The organism is Arthrobacter sp. G.S.26 (assembly GCF_050847375.1).
Classification (GTDB): domain Bacteria; phylum Actinomycetota; class Actinomycetes; order Actinomycetales; family Micrococcaceae; genus Arthrobacter.
Map to the genome: position 1 here is coordinate 4,087,066 of NZ_CP193752.1, position 16,984 is coordinate 4,104,049.

A 16,984-nucleotide genomic window follows, 5' to 3' on the forward strand; every position below is an offset into this window, starting at 1 on the left:
GGGCAGCGCCGGTTAGCGGGCCAGGACATGGATTCCCTAAAAGACAACAGGTGAGGCTAACCTAAGAAGTCTCCACTTTTTGCCGGGCCCCGCCGGCGTCACAGCAAGGCGGTTCCCCGTGCGCTCCTTCCCCCGTCCCCGCGTCCTCGTGGCCGCACTGGCCACCCTGGCCCTGGCCGGCTGCGGCTTCAGCGGCTCGCAACCGGGGCCGGACCAAGGCACGGCAACAGCAGACCCGGACCAGCGGATCGTTGTGGACAACTTCCGCGCCCCGGTGGCCAACTGGGCCCTGGAATCGGACGCCGCCTACATCCTGTCCCTGTCCGGCTGCCTTGAGACCCTGGCCAGGTACGACCAGGCGGAAGGCAAAGTGGTGCCGTCACTGGCCACCGAGTGGAAGCAGACCTCCCCGCTGGACTGGGACTTCACCATCCGGGAGGGCGTCTCCTTCCAGGACGGCACGGAGCTCAGCGCCGAGTCGATTGTGGCGGCACTGAACCACGTCCTGGACGCCAAGGTCCCCGCCCGCGCCTTCAACCGGACCATGATCAGCAGCGTCAGCGTTGTTGACGCCGGCACAGTCCGCGTCAGCACGCCAGCCGAAAACCCGCTGGTCCCGTACCGCCTGGCCAGCGTCAACACCGGCATCCTGGCTCCGGCCGCCTACAAGGAAACCGAGGTGGACCCGTTCGGCCACTGCACCGGACCGTTCACCCCAGTCTCCGAGAAGGCCAAGCAGTCGCTGACCCTGGACCGCAACGAGAACTACTGGGGCGGGGACGTCCAGCTCGCCGGCGCCGAAATCCGGTTCATCACCAATGGCGCCACACGGGCGGCCCAAGTGCAGACCGGCGAAGCCGACATCTCCCTGTCCATCCCGGTCGCCAGCCTCGCCACCCTGAAGGGCGCTGCGGGCGTCACCGTGCTCGGCGCCGATTCGCCACGGACCGCCACCCTCTACATGAACAACGGGCGCGCCCCGCTGGACAACGTGGACGTCCGCAAGGCAATCCGGGATTCCCTGGACCTGGACGCCTTGGCCGCCAGCGTCTACGAAGGCGCAGCATTGCCAGCCACCGGGCCGTTCGCCCCCTCCGAACCCTGGGCAGGCGAACGCCGGGAGCAGCAGAAACAGGACATCGAGTCAGCCAGGAAGCTGCTGGCCGGCGCCGGCTACACGGCAGACCGGCCGCTGGAGATCATCGCCATTGTGGAGCGCGCAGAATTCGCCGACGTCGCCGCGGTCATCCAGGAGAACCTGAAGAACATCGGCATCCCGCTCTCCATCCAGGCCAAAGAATACGCCTCGGCCGAACCGGACGTACTGGCCGGCAACTACGACATGCTGCTCAGCCAGCGGAACCGGCTGATCGACATCGCCGATCCCATCGGCTTCCTGACCGCCGACTACACCTGCAAGGGCACCTACAACCTGAGCCGCTTCTGCGACGCCGAGTACGACAGGATCATCGCGGACGCTGCCACAACCGTGGACACCACCGAACGGTACAAGCTGTACGCGGAAGCCGGCCGGATCCTCCAGGACAAGGCGGTGAACGCCTGGCTGGTCAACGAACAGGCCACCGACGCCGTCCGCACCAACGTCCTCTCCTACGTCCAGGACCCGCTGTCCCGCTATGTTCTGACGGCGAAGACGGCCAAGTCCGCCTCCTAGTCCTCCGGAACCGACCGTATGCTGCAGTTCATCACCAAACGAACGGCCACCTTGCTGGCCGCCGTTGCCGTGTCCTCCTTTGCGGTGTTCCTCATCCCCTACGTCACCCCGGGCGACCCGGTACGGAAAATCATCCGGTCCAGGGTCGCCGGGGATGCCATCGACGACTCGTCCGTCCAGGCCCTGGCCCAGAACCTGGGGCTAAACGAATCCCTGGCCACCCAGTATTTCCGCTGGCTTGGCAACTTCTTCAGTGGCGACATGGGCCTGTCCTACGTCAGCCGCACACCCGTGGTGGAGCAGGTCCTGCCCGCGTTGGCCGTCACCCTCAGCCTGGTGGCCATGTCGTTGGGGCTTGCGGCAGCCGTCGCCCTGCCGCTCGGCATCATTTCCGGTCTTCGCCCGGGGAGCATGCCGGACAAAGCCATCACGGGGGTCACCCAGGCGCTGATCGCCATGCCGGAGTACTGGGTGGCGCCTGTCCTGGTCCTGGTCTTCGCCCTCAAGCTGTCAGTGCTGCCCACGGCCGGCTGGAACGACCTGTCATCGGCAGTCCTTCCCGTCTTCACTCTTGCCCTGCGACCCATCAGTTTCTTCACCTCTGCGGTCCGCGCCGGCATCATCGACGCCGCGGCCGCAGACCATGTGCCGGCAGCCCGGGCCCGCGGCCTCAGCCACGCCCAGTCGATCATCCGGCACGTCATCCCGAACGGGATGGTTCCGCTCTCCACGCTGTTCGCCGTCTGGTTTGCCGGGCTGCTGGGCGGTTCCGTGATCGTGGAGGTGATCTTCGCCGTGCCGGGTATGGGAAGGCTGCTTTTCGATGCTGTCATCAACAGCGACATCCCGCTCGCGCAGGGCGGCGTGGTGGTTGTGGTGGCACTGGCCGTCGGCGTGACGACACTGGCCGACTTCGTCCATCGCCTTATCAGCCCCACGGTGGGAGGTTCCCTTGCGTAAGCGGATGACAGTGACCACGGTTGCCGCGGCTGTCCTTGCCCTGATCGTCCTGGCCGTGCTGCTGGCGCCGTGGATTTCACCCTACCCGCCCGCAGAACAGCAGCTCGCGCAGCGGCTGGCGCCGCCGTCGGCGGATCACTGGCTGGGCACGGACAACCTGGGCCGGGACACGCTGAGCCGGATCCTGGAGGGCGGCCGGTTCTCCATGTCGGTCGCCGCGCTGGCGACGGTACTGACGTGCCTGGTGGGCGTCGCCGTCGGAATCATCAGCGCCCGCCGGCGTGGCTGGGTGGATGAATTCCTGACGCGCACCAACGATGTCCTGCTGGCCCTGCCGGAAATGGTGGTGGCGCTGTTCATCGTGGCCGCCCTCGGCACCGGGTTCTGGCCGCTCCTGCTGGCACTGACCGTCACCGGGTGGACGCCCTTCGCCAGGCTGGCCCGCACCCTTGCCTACGACGTTTCGGCACGCGGCTTCGTGGACGCGGCGCGGGTGGTGGGCTGTTCGCCGTGGTTCATCATCTTCCGGCACGTCCTGCCGCACCTCACCGCGCCCATCCTCGGCCAGGCGACACTGAGGTTCGGGCACCTGCTGATCAGCGTCGGCGCCCTCTCCTACCTGGGTCTGGGCGTCCAGCCGCCGCAGTCCGACTGGGGCTCCATGCTTGCCGCGGCCCAGCCCTTCGCAGACCGCGCACCGCTGGGAATCCTGGCGCCTGGCCTGGTCATCTTCACCGTGGCCCTCTGCGTGACGCTGCTGGGCCAGCGGGCCGCACACATGGCCGCGGCGCCGCTGCTCCTGCCCCAGGCGGCACATCAATGAGCGCGCGCCTGGTCCTGGCGGACCTGGACGTGAGGCACGCGACCGACGGCGGCCCGAACCCCAGGCGCCTTCTTTCCGGTGTCTCGCTCGCCGTTGAACCCGGCGAGTTTGTGGCGCTGGTGGGCAGTTCAGGTTCCGGCAAGACGCTGACCGCCATGTCCTGCCTGCGGCTGCTGCCGCCGAACCTTGAAATTGCCGGCGGATCCATCCGCTTGGGAGACCTTGACCTGACCCGGGCCACCGAAGCGGAGCTCAACAAGGTCCGCGGCGGCCGCTTGGGAATGCTGTTCCAACAGCCTAAACGGATGTTCAACCCCAACCGGACCATCGGCTCCCACCTCAAGGAGCCGCTGCGCCTCCATGCCGGGCTTCGCGGCGCCAAGGCCCGGGCCCGGGCTGTGGAACTGCTTGAGGAGGTTGGCTTCGCCGATCCGCTTCGCGGCATCCGTTCCCACCCGCACCAACTCTCGGGCGGGATGGCCCAACGCGCCATGACAGCCCTCGCGCTGGCCGGGCAGCCGGACATGCTGCTGGCTGATGAGCCGACTTCCGCCCTGGACAGGGTCCTGGAACGCCAGGTCCTGCAACTGCTGGACCGGGAACGGCGCGAGCGCGGACTGGGCATCCTGTACATCACCCACAACCTCGCCACCGTTGCCGCGTACGCGGACCGGGTCCTGGTCATGAACGCCGGCAGCATCGTGGAAGCCGGTCCGGCCGGCGAGCTGCTCACCCGGCCTGCGACGGACTACGCCCGCGACCTCCTGGCCGCAGCGCAGCTGGCACCGGTTTCCCGCCGTCGTCCGGCTTCGACAGAGCGTGAGGTCCTTGTTATGGATAAGGTGGGCAAGCACTTCGGGCCCAAGCGCGCCAAGTCCGCGCTTGAGGACGTTTCGCTTACCCTGCGGCGCGGCGAAATCCTGGGTGTCCTCGGCCAGTCGGGATCCGGCAAAAGTACGCTGGCGAGAGCCATCGTGGGGCTTGAGGCACCCAGCACCGGGACCATCACGCGGCGGCTGGACGGCGCCGCCGCGCACCTGCCCACCGCCGTGCAGCTTGTCTTCCAGGAACCGCACAGCGCCTTCGACCCCCGGCTGACGCTGCGGGCCAGCCTGGCGGCCCCGCTCAGGCCGCACCGGTCAGTGACGCCGGCCCAGCGGGATGAGCGCATTGCGACCGCCATCAAGGAAGTGGAACTGGACGCGGGCCTGCTGGACCGGCGTCCCGGCCAGTGCTCCGGCGGGCAGCTCCAGCGGGCCACCATCGCCCGGGCCCTCCTGCTCGAACCGCAGGTCCTGATCTGCGACGAAGCCACCTCCGCCCTGGACGCCCTCACCCAACGGACCATCTTGAACCTGCTGCTCCGCTTGCAGCGGGAGCACCACCTGTCCCTCATCGTCGTTTCCCACGACATGGATGTGGTGCGCTACATGTGCGACCGGGTGGCCGTGCTGCTGGCGGGCCGGGTGGTGGAAGTGGCCGAAACCCGCGACTTCTTCGCAGCTCCCCAGCATCCACACAGCCAGGCCTTGGTGGGGGCGTCCATTCCCTGCCGGGCCGACGGCCTGTGGACCATGCTGGATGCCAGGACCCACGCCGCCCGTGCCGGGCTCAGGGGCGAAGCCCCTGAAGGCTGACCGCCTACGGCCGCCCCGTCGCCAGCACCGCGGCCAGGTCGAAGCTGACGGGTTCCTCCAGCTGGGCATAGGTGCAGGAGGCGGGATCACGGTCCGGCCGCCAGCGGGAGAACTGTGCCGTGTGCCGGAACCTCTCCCCCTCCATGTGGTCATAGCGCACTTCCACCACCAGTTCCGGCCGGAGCGGCACAAAGGAGAGGTCCTTGCCCCCGCTCCACCGGCTGCCTTCCGCCTTGCGGGGCGTCCGCTCCCCTTCTTCCTGCCGGGCCCATGCCCACGGATGCTCCTCGAGGTCCGTGACCAAAGGCTGCAGCTCAGCAAACAGCTCCTGGCGCCGCTTCATCGGGAAGGCGCCGATCACGCCGACGCTCGCCAGCCCGCCGTCGTCCTTGTACAGGCCCAGCAGCAAAGATCCGATGGCGTCCGGGCCGCTCTTGTGCACCCGGTAGCCGGCCACCACGCAGTCCGCGGTGCGTTCATGCTTGATCTTGAACATCACGCGTTTGTCCGGCTGGTAGGTTCCGGCAAGGGGTTTGGCCACGATCCCGTCCAGCCCTGCCCCCTCGAACTGCCGGAACCAGCTCCCGGCCGTGTCCTTGTCGGTGGTGGCGGCCGTGAGGTGGACCGGGGCGCGGCTGCCGGCGAGCGCCTCCTCCAGCGCCGCCCGGCGTTCGGCGAACGGCCGGCCGGTGAAGTCGTCGTCGCCGAGGGCCAGCAGGTCAAAGGCCACAAACGACGCCGGGGTCTCCCCTGCCAGGAGGTTCACCCGGCTCGCGGCGGGGTGGATGCGCTGCTGCAGGGCATCAAAGTCGAGGCGGTCCCCGGCGGCGCCCACCAGGACGATTTCGCCGTCCACCACGCACCGCGGCGGCAAGTTCTTCTTCAACGCGGCCACCAGTTCCGGAAAGTAGCGGGTCAGTGGTTTTTCGTTCCGGCTGCCGATCTCCAGGTCGTCCCCGTCGCGGAAGATGATGGACCGGAACCCGTCCCACTTGGGTTCGTAGCTCAGCTCCCCTTCCGGGATGCCGCTGACGGCTTTGGCGAGCATGGGCGGGACGGGCGGCATCACGGGGAGTTCCATGGACCCCATTCTGTCCCCGGACCGCGGCGGGCGGAACCCCGCCGCGGGGTGCGGGCGGCTACTTTTCGTCCGGCCCCAGGTCCGGTGCGGCGACGAACTGCACGGTCCGGGTGGTGCTGCCATGCAGTTCCAGGATGGCCAGTTCGTTGCGGCCCGGCTGCAGCAGCGGCCCCGGAACGTAGAGGGTCCGTTGCGGCCCCCGGCTCCAGTAGCGGCCCAGGTTGAAGCCGTTGACAAACGCGTTGCCCTTGGTCCAGCCGTCCAGCCGCAGGTAGCGGTCGGCAGGCTCGTCCACCTCGAAGTCCGCAAACGCAACGGACGGCCCCGGCACACCGGCATCCGCCGCAAGGTCCGTCGCGGCGGCGCGCAGGCTGCCCAGCTTTCCAACGTCCACCGCCTGGATGTCCCAGTCCAGCAGTTCGCCGCCGTTGAGCTTCACGGGCGCCATCAGGCCCTTGAATTCGCCGATCCGCCGGCCGTAGTTCACCCGGCCCTGGTCCTCCACCAGGACCTGGAGCAGCCCGCCGGACGGGATGGTGATGGCCCGTTCCCCCAGTTCGCGGCTGAGGACACCCACCGGCGAGCCGGCCAGGAAAAACTGCGCCCGGTCCCGGACCTCCGCCACGGTCAGGACGCCGCCGCGGTCCACTTCGGTGCTGTAGAGGGTGAAGCCGCGGTATTGCCCGGCGTCCTCGGTGGTGGGCGCCGGCCCGGCCAGGGTGCGGGGCCCGCCCAGCAGGTCCAGGGAGCCAAGCAGTCCGGCGGCGGACGTGACGGCCACCCCGGCTTCGGCGGCAGGGCGCCGCCGGGAAGGCAGCTCCTCCGGGACGGGGAAGTGTTTGGCGATCACGTCCCGGAAGGCGAAGTACTTGTCCGTGGGGTAGCCGTCCTCGCTGAGCGGGGCGTCGTAGTCATAGGAAGTGATGGTGGGCTCGTAGATGCCCTTGTCGTTGGCGCCGTTGGTGAAGCCGAAGTTGGTGCCGCCGTGGAACATGTAGACGTTTACGGAGGCGCCGGCGCTGAGCAGGGCATCGAGTTCGGCGGCGGAGGCGGCAGCGTCGGTGGTGTGGTGGTGGGTGCCCCAGTTATCAAACCAGCCGTTCCAGAATTCGGCGCACATCAGCGGTCCGGTTGGCTGCCGTTCCCGGAGGAAGGCCAGCCGCTCCGCCGTCCGGGACCCGAACGTCCCGGTTTTGTGCAGGAACGGCAGCGAGCCGTCCTCGATCATGCTGCCGAAGGGCTGGTCGCACGTGAACAGCGGCACGTCAACGCCGGCATTCAGCGCGAAATCGACGAGGTGCTGCAGGTAGGCCTTGTCGCTGCCGTAGGCGCCGTACTCGTTTTCGATCTGCAGCAGGATGACCGGCCCGCCCCGGCTGACCTGGCGTTCGACGACGATGGGCAGCAGGCCGGCCAGGAACCCATCCACGGCGGCCAGGAAGCCCGGTTCGCTGCTGCGGACGCCGATGGACGGGTCCGTGAACAGCCAGGCGGGCAGGCCGCCGTTGTCCCACTCGGCGCAGATGTACGGCCCCGGCCGGACAATGGCCTGCATCCCCTCCGCCTGGACCAGATCCAGGAACCGGGCCAGGTCCAGGCCCCCGTTGGTCAGGAACGTGCCGGGTTCCGGCGAGTGCTCGTTCCAGGGCACGTAGGTCTCGATGGTGTTCAGGCCCATCAGCCGGGCCTTGTGGATCCGGTCCGCCCACTGGTCGGGGTGGACCCGGAAGTAGTGGATGGCACCGGAGAGGATGCGGAACGGTGCGCCGTCCAGCAGGAAATCCTCGGTGCCGATCTCGAAATGTCCCATCCGGGGTGCTCCTTCTTAAGTGGTTTTGGCGGGCTGCGGCCCGCGGGTTTGGTGCGGCCGGGGATCGGCCGGCAGTGCGGCGCCGGCGCGGGGCAGGGCGCCGCGGCTGGGCACTCCTGCCTGCTCAAGGAATCCCTCAAGCGCCAGGGTTGCCATGCCCAGGGTGACGGCGTTGCCGACGACGGTGGACAGTCCCACACGCACCACGCCCCCGGCGCTGGGCAGCATCTCCCGGGCCAGGTGTTTCTCCGTGGCCTGGAGCAGTTCGGGGCCGATGTTGGCCGCGGTCCAGCCGAGGATGCTGACGTGGTCCGGGTTGATGAAGTTGATGAGGTTGCCCAGGGCGGCGGCGAAGTACCGGCCCGTGACGTCCAGCAGTTCGGTGCAGTCGGGGTCGCCGGCGGCCAGGCCTTTGGCGACGGCGAGGACGAATTCCCGCTGCCGGTCCGCCGTGAGGAGGGGGTGGCCTGCGTTGATTTCCGCCATGGTCTGCTGCAGGCCGGGCACCCCCAGGTACGCCTCCACACAGCCGTGCCGGCCGCACCGGCAGAGCCGGCCGCCAAACATGAGGGTGGTGTGGCCCCATTCCCCGGCGGTGTTGCTGGCGCCCCGGACCAGCTCACCGTCCAGGGCAAGGCCGGCGCCCACACCGGTGCCCAGGTTCACGGCAGCGATGTTGGCCACCAGGCGGCCGGCGCCGAACCAGAGCTCGGACAGGGCGATCGCCCGCAGCGGGTTGTCAACGTCCACCGGCAGCCCGATCGCGTTGCTGAGCAGGGCCTGGATGTTGACCTCGTGCCAGTCCCAGTTCGGGGCGAAGACGGACACCCCCCGCTGGGGATCCACCTGGCCCGGGAGGCTGACGCCGACGCGCACCAGCGAGCTGCGGGCGATTCCGGCGTCTGCGGCGGCCTGGTTGATGACCCCTGCCACCCGGCGGACCAGGGCCGCCGGTTCGTTTTCCTCGATGCCCAGGGCACTTTCGGCCTTGCCGATTACACACAGGGAGAGGTCGTAGATGTCCACGTGGATGTACGTTTCCGCGATGTCCACCCCCACCAGGGTGCCGCGTTCGGGGGATATCTTCAGCCGGGTCACGGGCCGGCCGCCGCCGGAGTCCTCGCGGCCGGCCTCCACCAGCACCCCGGCCTCGATCAGCTCGCCCACAATGCTGGAGATGGTGGCGAAGCTCAGTCCCGTGGCGGAGGCCAACTCCTGGCGGGTGGCGGTGCGGAGGGCATAGAGGCCGCGGAGCAGCGCGAAGCGGCTTTCATTGCGGATGTCCCTGGACGTTCTTTTCGGCATTGGTGTGTTTTCGTTGTTGGTGCGGATCAGCTGGCGGCCGGACGGCACAGCAGGGAGTCGAGGGTGCCGGCCGCGGTGCCCCGGCATTCGAGCAGGAGCGTCAGCCTGGCGTCCGGTTTTATCATAGGGGCCGGGAACCAGATCACGCCGGGGTCGCCGCCGCGGAGCTCCAGGTCACTGCCGGGCTCCTGCCCGCCGGGGAAGAACCGCCCCAGCCGCTGGCCGTCGAGCCACACGCCGGCCATCAGGCCTGACCCGGCCGCTGCCAGGAAATACCCGTGTCCCGGCTGCAGCGCTGCAGTGTCCGGGACCAGCCAAACTGGCTGGCCGGGGCGGACAACCACCGGCAGCGGTTCCGCCGCGGATTCAACCGCCGCGGTCCCGGCGGCAAGCGCCAGGGCGTCCAGGTGCTGTTGGGGCAGTGCCTGCACGTCCCAGTCCCGCAGCGGCGTTCCCGACAGCAGCGTCACGGCCACGGACGGGGCCGACGGGTCATGGGTCAGGCTGACCGCCACGTCCCAGCTGTCCGCACCGGCCGGCAGGGGCAGGTAGGGGTTTTCGGCGGGAACGGCCACGGAAGGACCGCCGTCCACCCGCACCTGCACGGGAGCGGCCAGCCCGGCAAAGTGCAGCCACGCCTCCCCCTGCCGGGGAGCCGGAATGGTTTTGCGGTATTCGATGCCGGCGCCCAGCCGTGTGCTGCTCCAGCCGCCGAACCTGCGGACGGCGCCGCCGGGTGCGGCCCATTGGTCCGGGCCGTGGACCCGCCACAGCCCGGAGACGTCCGTGGCGGCGATGACGGCCAGGACGGTCCCTACCCCGCGCAGCGAGCCGAGGGCCAGCGCGGGCAGCCGGACGTCGTCGAAATTTGCGTGGCCCCAGATTTCGACGTCGGCCACCACCTCGCCGCCGGCGGCGGGCAGGTCCACATCCATGCCGACGCCGTAGGGAATCCTGGTGCCCAGGGGCACTGATCCGCCGGCCGGAGTGCTGTGGTGGGAAAAATCCACGATGTCGGCGGCCCCGTGGATAAGAAGCCGGCGGCAGCCTGCGGGAACAGCGGCCCGGTACCGGGCCCGGCCGGCATACACACCGACTTCCTCCAGTGGCGGCGCCGCGGCGTGCCGGGTTGCCGGAATCCCGGTGAAGGGCCGGGCAGCAAGGGTGCGTCCGGTGGAAAGCCCGACGCCGGCACCCGGGCTGGCCACGGCGCCCGTCGTGGGTGCCGCGGACGTTGCCCACGCCAGCCGGGTGCCGTCGTCGAACGCCACCTCGCCGGGACCCGCCGCCACGTCCACGATGAGGAAGCTGCCGCTGTGGCCGGCGGTGCCGGACAGCACTGTGGTGTCCCGGTCCGTCGAGAGCACCAGCACCGCGCCCGGGGCGGGCGCAAACGTGAGGTTCAGGACGCCGGGGGCAGCGGCGCTGGCCGTCAGTTCGGCCGTGGCCAGTTCCAGCACGGCCGGCACGCCCCAGCCTGCCAGCGGCAGGCCGGCCAGGAGCAGCGGGCAGTGGCCGGCGGGAACCAGGGCCGTGGCGGTGGCCCCGGCATCGGTCTTGAGCTGCAGCATCCCGTCCGTGCCGGACAGGTTGGGCAGCCCGGCCAGGAACCCGCCGCCGTCGAGCGCCAGCACGGGCCGGACGCTGGACGTGGCGAAGTCGGGCACCAGTGCCAGCGGCGCGGCCAGGACGGGAGCCGCGCCTGCCAGCCGGACGCCCAGCGCACCGATCACCGCCGCCAGCCGCTGGCCTTCGGCGTACTCCGGCCGGGTGGCGCCGTCGGCTGCCACGTAGCCGCCGAAGTCGTAGCTGTGGGTCATGAAGTTGCCGGGGTTTCCCCAGTTTCCGGCGGACGGGTTCAGGTCGAAATTCCAACCCGAGCTTTGCAGGTAGGGGGCCAGCAGGCGGGCACCCGAGAGGAGTCCGCGGCGCAGTGTCAGGTGGAGCCGGTTGGTTTCCGTGATAAGCAGCGGGATCCCCTGGGCGGCCAGTTCCTGCTGGTACGCCAGCACCTCGGCCTCAACGTCAGGGGAGGCGTCGTCCGGGTAGAAGTTTGCGGCCGGCACCACACCCCGGGCGTTGCCGGTGGCGCCGGCAAGGTCGCCCTGGCCGGCGCAGGCAATGATGGGAACCGTGATCCCGGCAGCCCTGGCCGCGTCCGCGAGGGCTTCCACGTAGCCGGTCCGGTCCTGGCAGTCGAAGAAATCCAGTTCGTTCTCCACCTGGACCAGGACCACGCTGCCGCCGTTGCCGTGCTGGCGTTCGGCGATCAGGGGCAGTACCTCCCGGTACCAGGCCAGCGCCTGGGACAGGAAGCGCGGCTCGTTCTGCCGGACCCGGAGTTCGGGATCCAGCCCCAGCCAGGCCGGCAGTCCTCCGCCGTCCACCTCGGAGCAGATGTACGGGCCGGGGCGGGCCATCACCAACAGGTCCTCCTCGGCGGCGAGGTCCAGGAACCGCGCGATGTCCCTGGCGCCGGTGAAGTCGAACGTGCCGGGCCGGAGCTCGTGGAAGTTCCAGGGAAAGTAGACGTCCACGGCGCGGTACCCTGATGCGCGGACCAGCCGGAGGCGTTCGCGCCACTGCTCCGGAGGAAGCCGGAAGTAGAACAGCGAGGAGCACAGCAATACCTCGGGGCCGCCGTCGATCAGCAGCCGGCCGTCCTCGAGGCGGACGCTGCCGCCGTCGGAATCCTGCATCATTTCACCCCTGCGCTGCCGGTGGTGATGTTCATTTCGTACATGTATTTCTGGCCGAAGTAGTAAATGATGATCATGGGCAGGGACAGGAACACGGTGCCCACCATGACCAGGTTCCACGGCGGTGTCTGCAGTTCCTGGCTGGTGCTGGTCAGCAGCTGGACGCCCAGCGCCAGCGGCATCTTGGTGTCGTCGTTGATGTAGATCAGTGGGCCCATGAAGTCGCCCCAGGTGAAGGTCAGGGTGAAGATGGCGATGGCCATCAGGACCGGGGTCATCATGGGCAGCACAATCCGGCGGAAGATGCCGAAGTAGCCCAGCCCATCCACCATGGCAGCCTCATCCATTTCCAGGGGCAGCCTGGAAACAAACTGCCGGATCAGGAAAATGTTGTAGGCGTTGCCGAAGAAGTTGGGGATGATCAGCGGCAGGAACGTGTTGATCCAGCCGAGCTCCTTGAACAGGATGAACTGCGGGATCATGGTGATCTGGGCAGGGATCATCATGGTGGCCAACACAATCATGAAGGTGATGTTTTTACCCTTGGCACGAAGCCGGGCGAAGGCGTAGCCCACCAGCGCGGAGGAGAACACCTGCCCCACGGTGGCGAACACCGAGATGATGACGGAGTTCAGCACAAAGTTGCCCACCGGCTGCTGGGTCTGGAAAATCCGCACGAAGTTGTCCCACTGGAATTCTGTGGGGATCAGTGAGAAGCTGCCGGATGCCACCGTCTGGTCGCTGCTGAGGGCGATGGAGACCACAAACACCAGCGGTGCGAAGAAGATGGCGGATGCCACCGTGAGCCACCCGTAGGTGAAGGCGGAACTTTTGTAGACCTTGAGGGCGGCCATCAGTTCTTGACCTCGGTTTCGTAGAAGACCCACTTGCGTGAGGTGGCGAAGGCCAGGACGGTCAGTGCCATGACGATGAGGAACAGCACCCAGGAGATGGCGGAGGCGTAGCCCATCCGGTAGTTCCGGAAGGCCTCGTTGAACAGCAGCGGGACCACCATCTGGCTGGCGTTGTCCGGCCCGCCCTGGGTCAGGATGTAGACCTGCGCAAACACCTGGAACGCACCGATGATGCCCATGATCAGGTTGAAGAAGATGATGGGGGTCAGCTGCGGAAAGGTGATGCTCCAGAACTGGCGGATCCCGGAGGCGCCATCGATTTCTGCCGCTTCGTAGAATTCCTGCGGGATGCCTTTCATACCGGCCAGCAGCAGCACGGTGGCACCGCCTGCCTGCCACAGGGACAGCAGGATGATCGCAGGCTTGACCCAGTCGCTCTCGAAGAGCCAGGCGGGACCGTCGATCCCGAACACGGCGAGGAACCTGTTGAGCGGGCCGGAATCGGGTGCCAGCACCATCTGGAAGATGAGGGCGACGGCGACGATCGGCACCAGGTGCGGCAGGTAGACCAGGGTGCGGAACAGCTTTCGCCCCTTCATCTGCTTGTTCAGCAGCGCGGCCAGGAACAGCGCGATGGCCATGCCCAGCGGCACGGAGAAGAACGCGAAATAGAACGTGTTCCAGAGGGATTTATGGAAGATCTCGTCTTCGGTGAAGAGCCGGACGTAGTTGGCAACGCCCACCCAGTTGGGGTCCGTGAAGGAGTCCCAGTCCGTGAAGGACAGGTAGATGGAGGCCAGCATGGGGCCGAGCAGGAACACCACAAATCCGATGATCCAGGGTGAGATGAAAAGCCAGAAGAACCTGGCTTCCTTGCGGCGCATGGCGCTGGGGCGGGCCTTGCGGGGGTTGGGCGCCTCCCGCGCCGGTGCGGGGCCCGGCGCGGAGGTGGGCTTCTGCAGGACTGACATGGCCGTCTGCCGCGCCTAGGCCTTGACGATGGACTCAAGCCGCTTCTGCAGGTCAGCGGCGCTGGCCTTGGCATCGGACTTGCCGAGCCAGAAGTCGGACAGCGCGTCAGTCATGGCCTTCTGCATTTCGTTCCACTCGGGGATGAACGGGGGTTTGAAGATGGACGGTGCGGAATCGGGGAACACCTGCATGTCCACGGTGGCGTCCAGCCAGGCCGGCTTGAGGAACTCCTGGCTGCTTTGCAGGTCCTGGCGGGCGGGGACGTCCTGGCCCAGGTCCATGATGGGTTTCTGGCCCTCGGCAGAAGTCATGAATTCAATGATCTTGAAGGCGTCGTCGGGGTTTTTGCTGCTCCGGGACACGGCAAGGCCGGAACCGAAGGCTGCGATGGCCTTCTCCTGGCCGCGCCAGACGGGCGCCACATCCCAGCTGATGGTCTTTTGTTTGGCCAGGCTGCCGATGTTCCAGAAGCCAGTGCTGTTCATCATCACCTTGCCCGACGCGAAGGCGGCGTCGCCGCCCACGCCGGCGCCCATGTTGGCGTAGTCAACCTTGGACGGGGCCACCTTGTGCTTAAAGACCAGGTCCTGGCAGAACTGCAGCGCCTCGATGACTTCAGGGGTGTTCACGGTGGGCCGGCCGCTGCCCGGATCGATGATCTGTCCGCCGTTCTGGTAGGCGAAGGACATCCAGATGGGCCACCATTCGGTGCCGCCGTAGCCGTAGACGCCGTCGCCGGTGAGTTCCTTGGCGGCCGAGAGCAGGTCGTCCCAGGTCCATTCCGCCGTGGGTGCCGGGATGCCCTTCTTCTCGAATTCGGCGGTGTTGTAATACATGATCATGGCTCCGGCGCGGTCCGGGATGGCGTAGGTCTTGTCCTTGTACTTCCAGTTCTCCGCCACGGGCCCGAAGGTCGCGGAGAGGTCCAGGGCGGACTTGCCGATCAGATCGTCCAGGGCCAGCAGCTGGTTCTTTGAGCTGTAGGCGTTGGCGTCTTCCGCGACCTGCATGATGTCCGGGCCGGTGCCGCCGGAGATCATGGTCTGGACCTTCTGGGCGTAGTCCTTGTTCGGAATCAGCTGGAGCGTGATGTTGTAGTCGGGGTATTTGGCCTTGGCGAGGTCCAGCCGGGCCTGGTATGCGGCCTTGTCCGGGTCCCCGCCCCAGACGGTCATCACGAAGTCCTTGCCGCCGGATGAGGAGGCGGTGCCGGACCCGCCGCAGGCCGTGAGGGTGATGATGCCCAGGGCTGAGGCGCCCAGGCCGGCCAGGACGTTGCGGCGCGAGACGGTGGTTTCAAGAAGCTTCATTGCTTTCCCTTCAGATGGCCCGGCGGTCATTGCCGGAAACTGTGTACCAAGAGCCTGGGCTGGCGCGGGTGTCCCCCGGATAGCCGGCAGACCCTTACGCTAGTGCTTATTCTAACCATCGTCAATAGTTTTTTGTGATCGCTAACACATGATCCTCGGGGCTGCCGACGGGTCATCACGGGCGGTGGGGCGGCGGCTGTGAAATGATCAACCATGCGCGCCATGCAACACTCCAGCAAACTTCAGAACGTCCGGTACGAGTTGCGGGGCCCCATTCTGCAGGCAGCCAAAACCATGGAGGCGGAGGGGCACCGGATCCTCAAGATGAACCTGGGCGACACTGCCCCGTTCGGCATGGAAGCCCCCGAGTCCGTGGTGGTGGACATGATCCACCACCTCCGGGGCGCGCAGGGCTACAGCGACTCCAAGGGAATCTTCTCCGCCCGTACCGCCATCTCGCAGTACTACCAGACCCGCGGCCTGATGCAGATCGGCGTGGAAGACATCTTCATTGGCAACGGCGTCAGTGAGCTCATCTCCATGTGCCTGCAGGCGTTTATGGAAAACGGCGACGAAATCCTGGTCCCGGCGCCCGATTATCCGCTGTGGACCGCCGCCGTGACCTTGACGGGCGGCAGGCCGGTGCACTACCTCTGCGAGGAAGCGGACAACTGGTGGCCGGACCTGGCCGATGTCGAGGCGAAGATCACCAGCCGGACCAAGGGGATTGTGATCATCAACCCCAACAACCCCACGGGCGCCGTCTACCCCCGCCACATCCTTGAGCAGTTCGCGTCGCTGGCCCGGAAGCACAACCTGGTCCTCTTTTCGGACGAAATCTACGAAAAGGTGCTCTACGCCGGCGCCGAGCACATCCATACAGCGGCCGTCGCGGAGGATGTCTGCTGCCTGACGTTCAGCGGCCTGTCCAAGGCCTACCGGATGCCCGGCTACCGCGCCGGCTGGGTGGCCATCACCGGCCCGTTGGCCGCGACCGCCAGTTACCGCGAAGGCCTGGAGCTCCTCGCCTCACTGCGCCTGTGCCCGAACGTTCCCGCCCAGCACGCCATCCAGACCTGCCTGGGCGGCTACCAAAGCATCGAGGCGCTGGTCCGGCCCGGCGGAAGGCTCCGGGAACAGCGGGATCTCGCCTACCAGTTGCTGACCGCCATCCCCGGTGTCACCTGCGTCCCGGCGGCGGGGGCCATGTACCTTTTCCCGCGCCTGGACCCGGACCTCTACCCCATCGCCAGCGACGAGCAGTTTGTCCTGGACCTGCTCCGGGACCAGAAAATCCTGGTTTCCCACGGCACGGCCTTCAACTGGCCTGCGCCGGACCATTTCCGGTTCGTCATCCTGCCCTCCGTCCTGGACATCGAGGAGGCCGTGGGCAGGATCGCCACGTTCCTGGCCGGCTACCGGGCGGCCGGCACGGAGTAGGGGCCGGCGGAAACAGCGCCGGCGCGCAGAACTAACCGGCAGCTAACGGCGGTGAAACCGGCGCGCAACATTGCAGGGCCACACTGGAACTGCGGGCAAGGGCCCGTCCCAGCGCCAGGAGGCCCCCATGTTGACGAAAGCGACGCCGAATGTAACCAGAGTCCGCGCCCTGGACCAGCTCCACCGCGGTGATGAAATTGAAGCCAGGCTCTCTGTGGGCCCTTCATACGACGACGTGGTCATCCGCCGCGGCAGTGTCCAGGAGACCGCGCCGGGCATCGGCGTCATCTGGATCGTCGACCGGCTTACCGGCCTGCGGAAGGCCATCAACGCTGACGAGTGCAGCATCTGGCGGGTGGCCTGAGCCGGACCGGGCACGGCAGTGCGGGCGCAGTCAGTATGGACTGCCCGCACGGCG

Annotated in this window: 13 protein-coding genes; 6 read left to right on the top strand and 7 right to left on the bottom strand. The window is 67.7% G+C overall.

Annotated elements, in window-relative coordinates; all coding sequences use genetic code 11:
* Nucleotides 1-118: 118 nt before the first annotated feature.
* Genes ACRB8A_RS18755 through nikE form a run of 4 tightly spaced genes read left to right on the top strand, consistent with a single transcriptional unit; the run spans nucleotide 119 to nucleotide 5,095 of the window.
* Nucleotides 119-1,675 carry an ABC transporter substrate-binding protein gene (locus ACRB8A_RS18755; protein ID WP_432245312.1) on the top strand — a complete coding sequence of 519 codons (1,557 nt, stop codon included), beginning with the start codon at nucleotides 119-121 and terminating at the stop codon, nucleotides 1,673-1,675.
* An 18-nt stretch (nucleotides 1,676-1,693) separates the two neighbouring features.
* The gene (locus ACRB8A_RS18760; protein ID WP_285241314.1) at nucleotides 1,694-2,635 is read left to right on the top strand and encodes an ABC transporter permease; all 942 of its coding nucleotides are present in this window, start codon (nucleotides 1,694-1,696) and stop codon (nucleotides 2,633-2,635) included.
* Between the two features lie 4 nt (nucleotides 2,636-2,639).
* Entirely contained in the window at nucleotides 2,640-3,458 is an 819-nt protein-coding gene (locus tag ACRB8A_RS18765; protein WP_050683824.1) for an ABC transporter permease, read from the top strand.
* On the top strand, nucleotides 3,455-5,095 hold the full coding sequence (gene nikE, locus ACRB8A_RS18770) for a nickel ABC transporter ATP-binding protein NikE (RefSeq protein WP_432245313.1): 1,641 nt from the start codon (nucleotides 3,455-3,457) through the stop codon (nucleotides 5,093-5,095). The genes ACRB8A_RS18765 and nikE overlap by 4 nt, the downstream gene beginning before the upstream one ends.
* Before the next feature lie 4 nt (nucleotides 5,096-5,099).
* Here nikE and ACRB8A_RS18775 read toward each other — a convergent pair whose 3' ends face one another.
* From ACRB8A_RS18775 to ACRB8A_RS18805, 7 genes are read right to left on the bottom strand one after another with little or no spacing between them, the layout of a single operon-like run.
* A complete protein-coding gene (locus tag ACRB8A_RS18775; RefSeq protein WP_285241311.1) occupies nucleotides 5,100-6,176 on the bottom strand; it encodes an ATP-dependent DNA ligase in 1,077 nt (358 codons plus the stop codon).
* A 58-nt stretch (nucleotides 6,177-6,234) separates the two neighbouring features.
* Complete coding sequence (locus ACRB8A_RS18780; RefSeq protein ID WP_432245314.1) at nucleotides 6,235-7,986, bottom strand: glycoside hydrolase family 35 protein; 1,752 nt, start codon at nucleotides 7,984-7,986, stop codon at nucleotides 6,235-6,237.
* 15 nt (nucleotides 7,987-8,001) lie between these two features.
* Nucleotides 8,002-9,291 (bottom strand): ROK family transcriptional regulator, encoded by a 1,290-nt coding sequence (locus ACRB8A_RS18785; RefSeq protein WP_285241309.1) that lies wholly within the window; start codon nucleotides 9,289-9,291, stop codon nucleotides 8,002-8,004.
* A gap of 26 nt (nucleotides 9,292-9,317) precedes the next feature.
* Nucleotides 9,318-11,993 carry a beta-galactosidase gene (locus ACRB8A_RS18790; RefSeq protein ID WP_432245315.1) on the bottom strand — a complete coding sequence of 892 codons (2,676 nt, stop codon included), beginning with the start codon at nucleotides 11,991-11,993 and terminating at the stop codon, nucleotides 9,318-9,320.
* On the bottom strand, nucleotides 11,990-12,844 hold the full coding sequence (locus tag ACRB8A_RS18795) for a carbohydrate ABC transporter permease (RefSeq protein WP_050683819.1): 855 nt from the start codon (nucleotides 12,842-12,844) through the stop codon (nucleotides 11,990-11,992). The genes ACRB8A_RS18790 and ACRB8A_RS18795 overlap by 4 nt, the downstream gene beginning before the upstream one ends.
* Nucleotides 12,844-13,815 carry a carbohydrate ABC transporter permease gene (locus ACRB8A_RS18800; protein WP_200933649.1) on the bottom strand — a complete coding sequence of 324 codons (972 nt, stop codon included), beginning with the start codon at nucleotides 13,813-13,815 and terminating at the stop codon, nucleotides 12,844-12,846. The genes ACRB8A_RS18795 and ACRB8A_RS18800 overlap by 1 nt, the downstream gene beginning before the upstream one ends.
* A gap of 15 nt (nucleotides 13,816-13,830) precedes the next feature.
* Nucleotides 13,831-15,126 (bottom strand): ABC transporter substrate-binding protein, encoded by a 1,296-nt coding sequence (locus ACRB8A_RS18805; RefSeq protein ID WP_285241307.1) that lies wholly within the window; start codon nucleotides 15,124-15,126, stop codon nucleotides 13,831-13,833.
* A 213-nt stretch (nucleotides 15,127-15,339) separates the two neighbouring features.
* Between ACRB8A_RS18805 and ACRB8A_RS18810 the strand changes: the two genes are divergently transcribed.
* Both ACRB8A_RS18810 and ACRB8A_RS18815 read left to right on the top strand, forming a co-directional pair.
* Nucleotides 15,340-16,566, top strand: coding sequence for a pyridoxal phosphate-dependent aminotransferase (locus ACRB8A_RS18810; protein WP_432245316.1), 1,227 nt, complete (start codon nucleotides 15,340-15,342; stop codon nucleotides 16,564-16,566).
* A 127-nt stretch (nucleotides 16,567-16,693) separates the two neighbouring features.
* Nucleotides 16,694-16,930: a hypothetical protein gene (locus tag ACRB8A_RS18815; protein ID WP_050683816.1), complete on the top strand. Its 237-nt coding sequence runs from the start codon at nucleotides 16,694-16,696 to the stop codon at nucleotides 16,928-16,930.
* Nucleotides 16,931-16,984 lie beyond the last annotated feature (54 nt).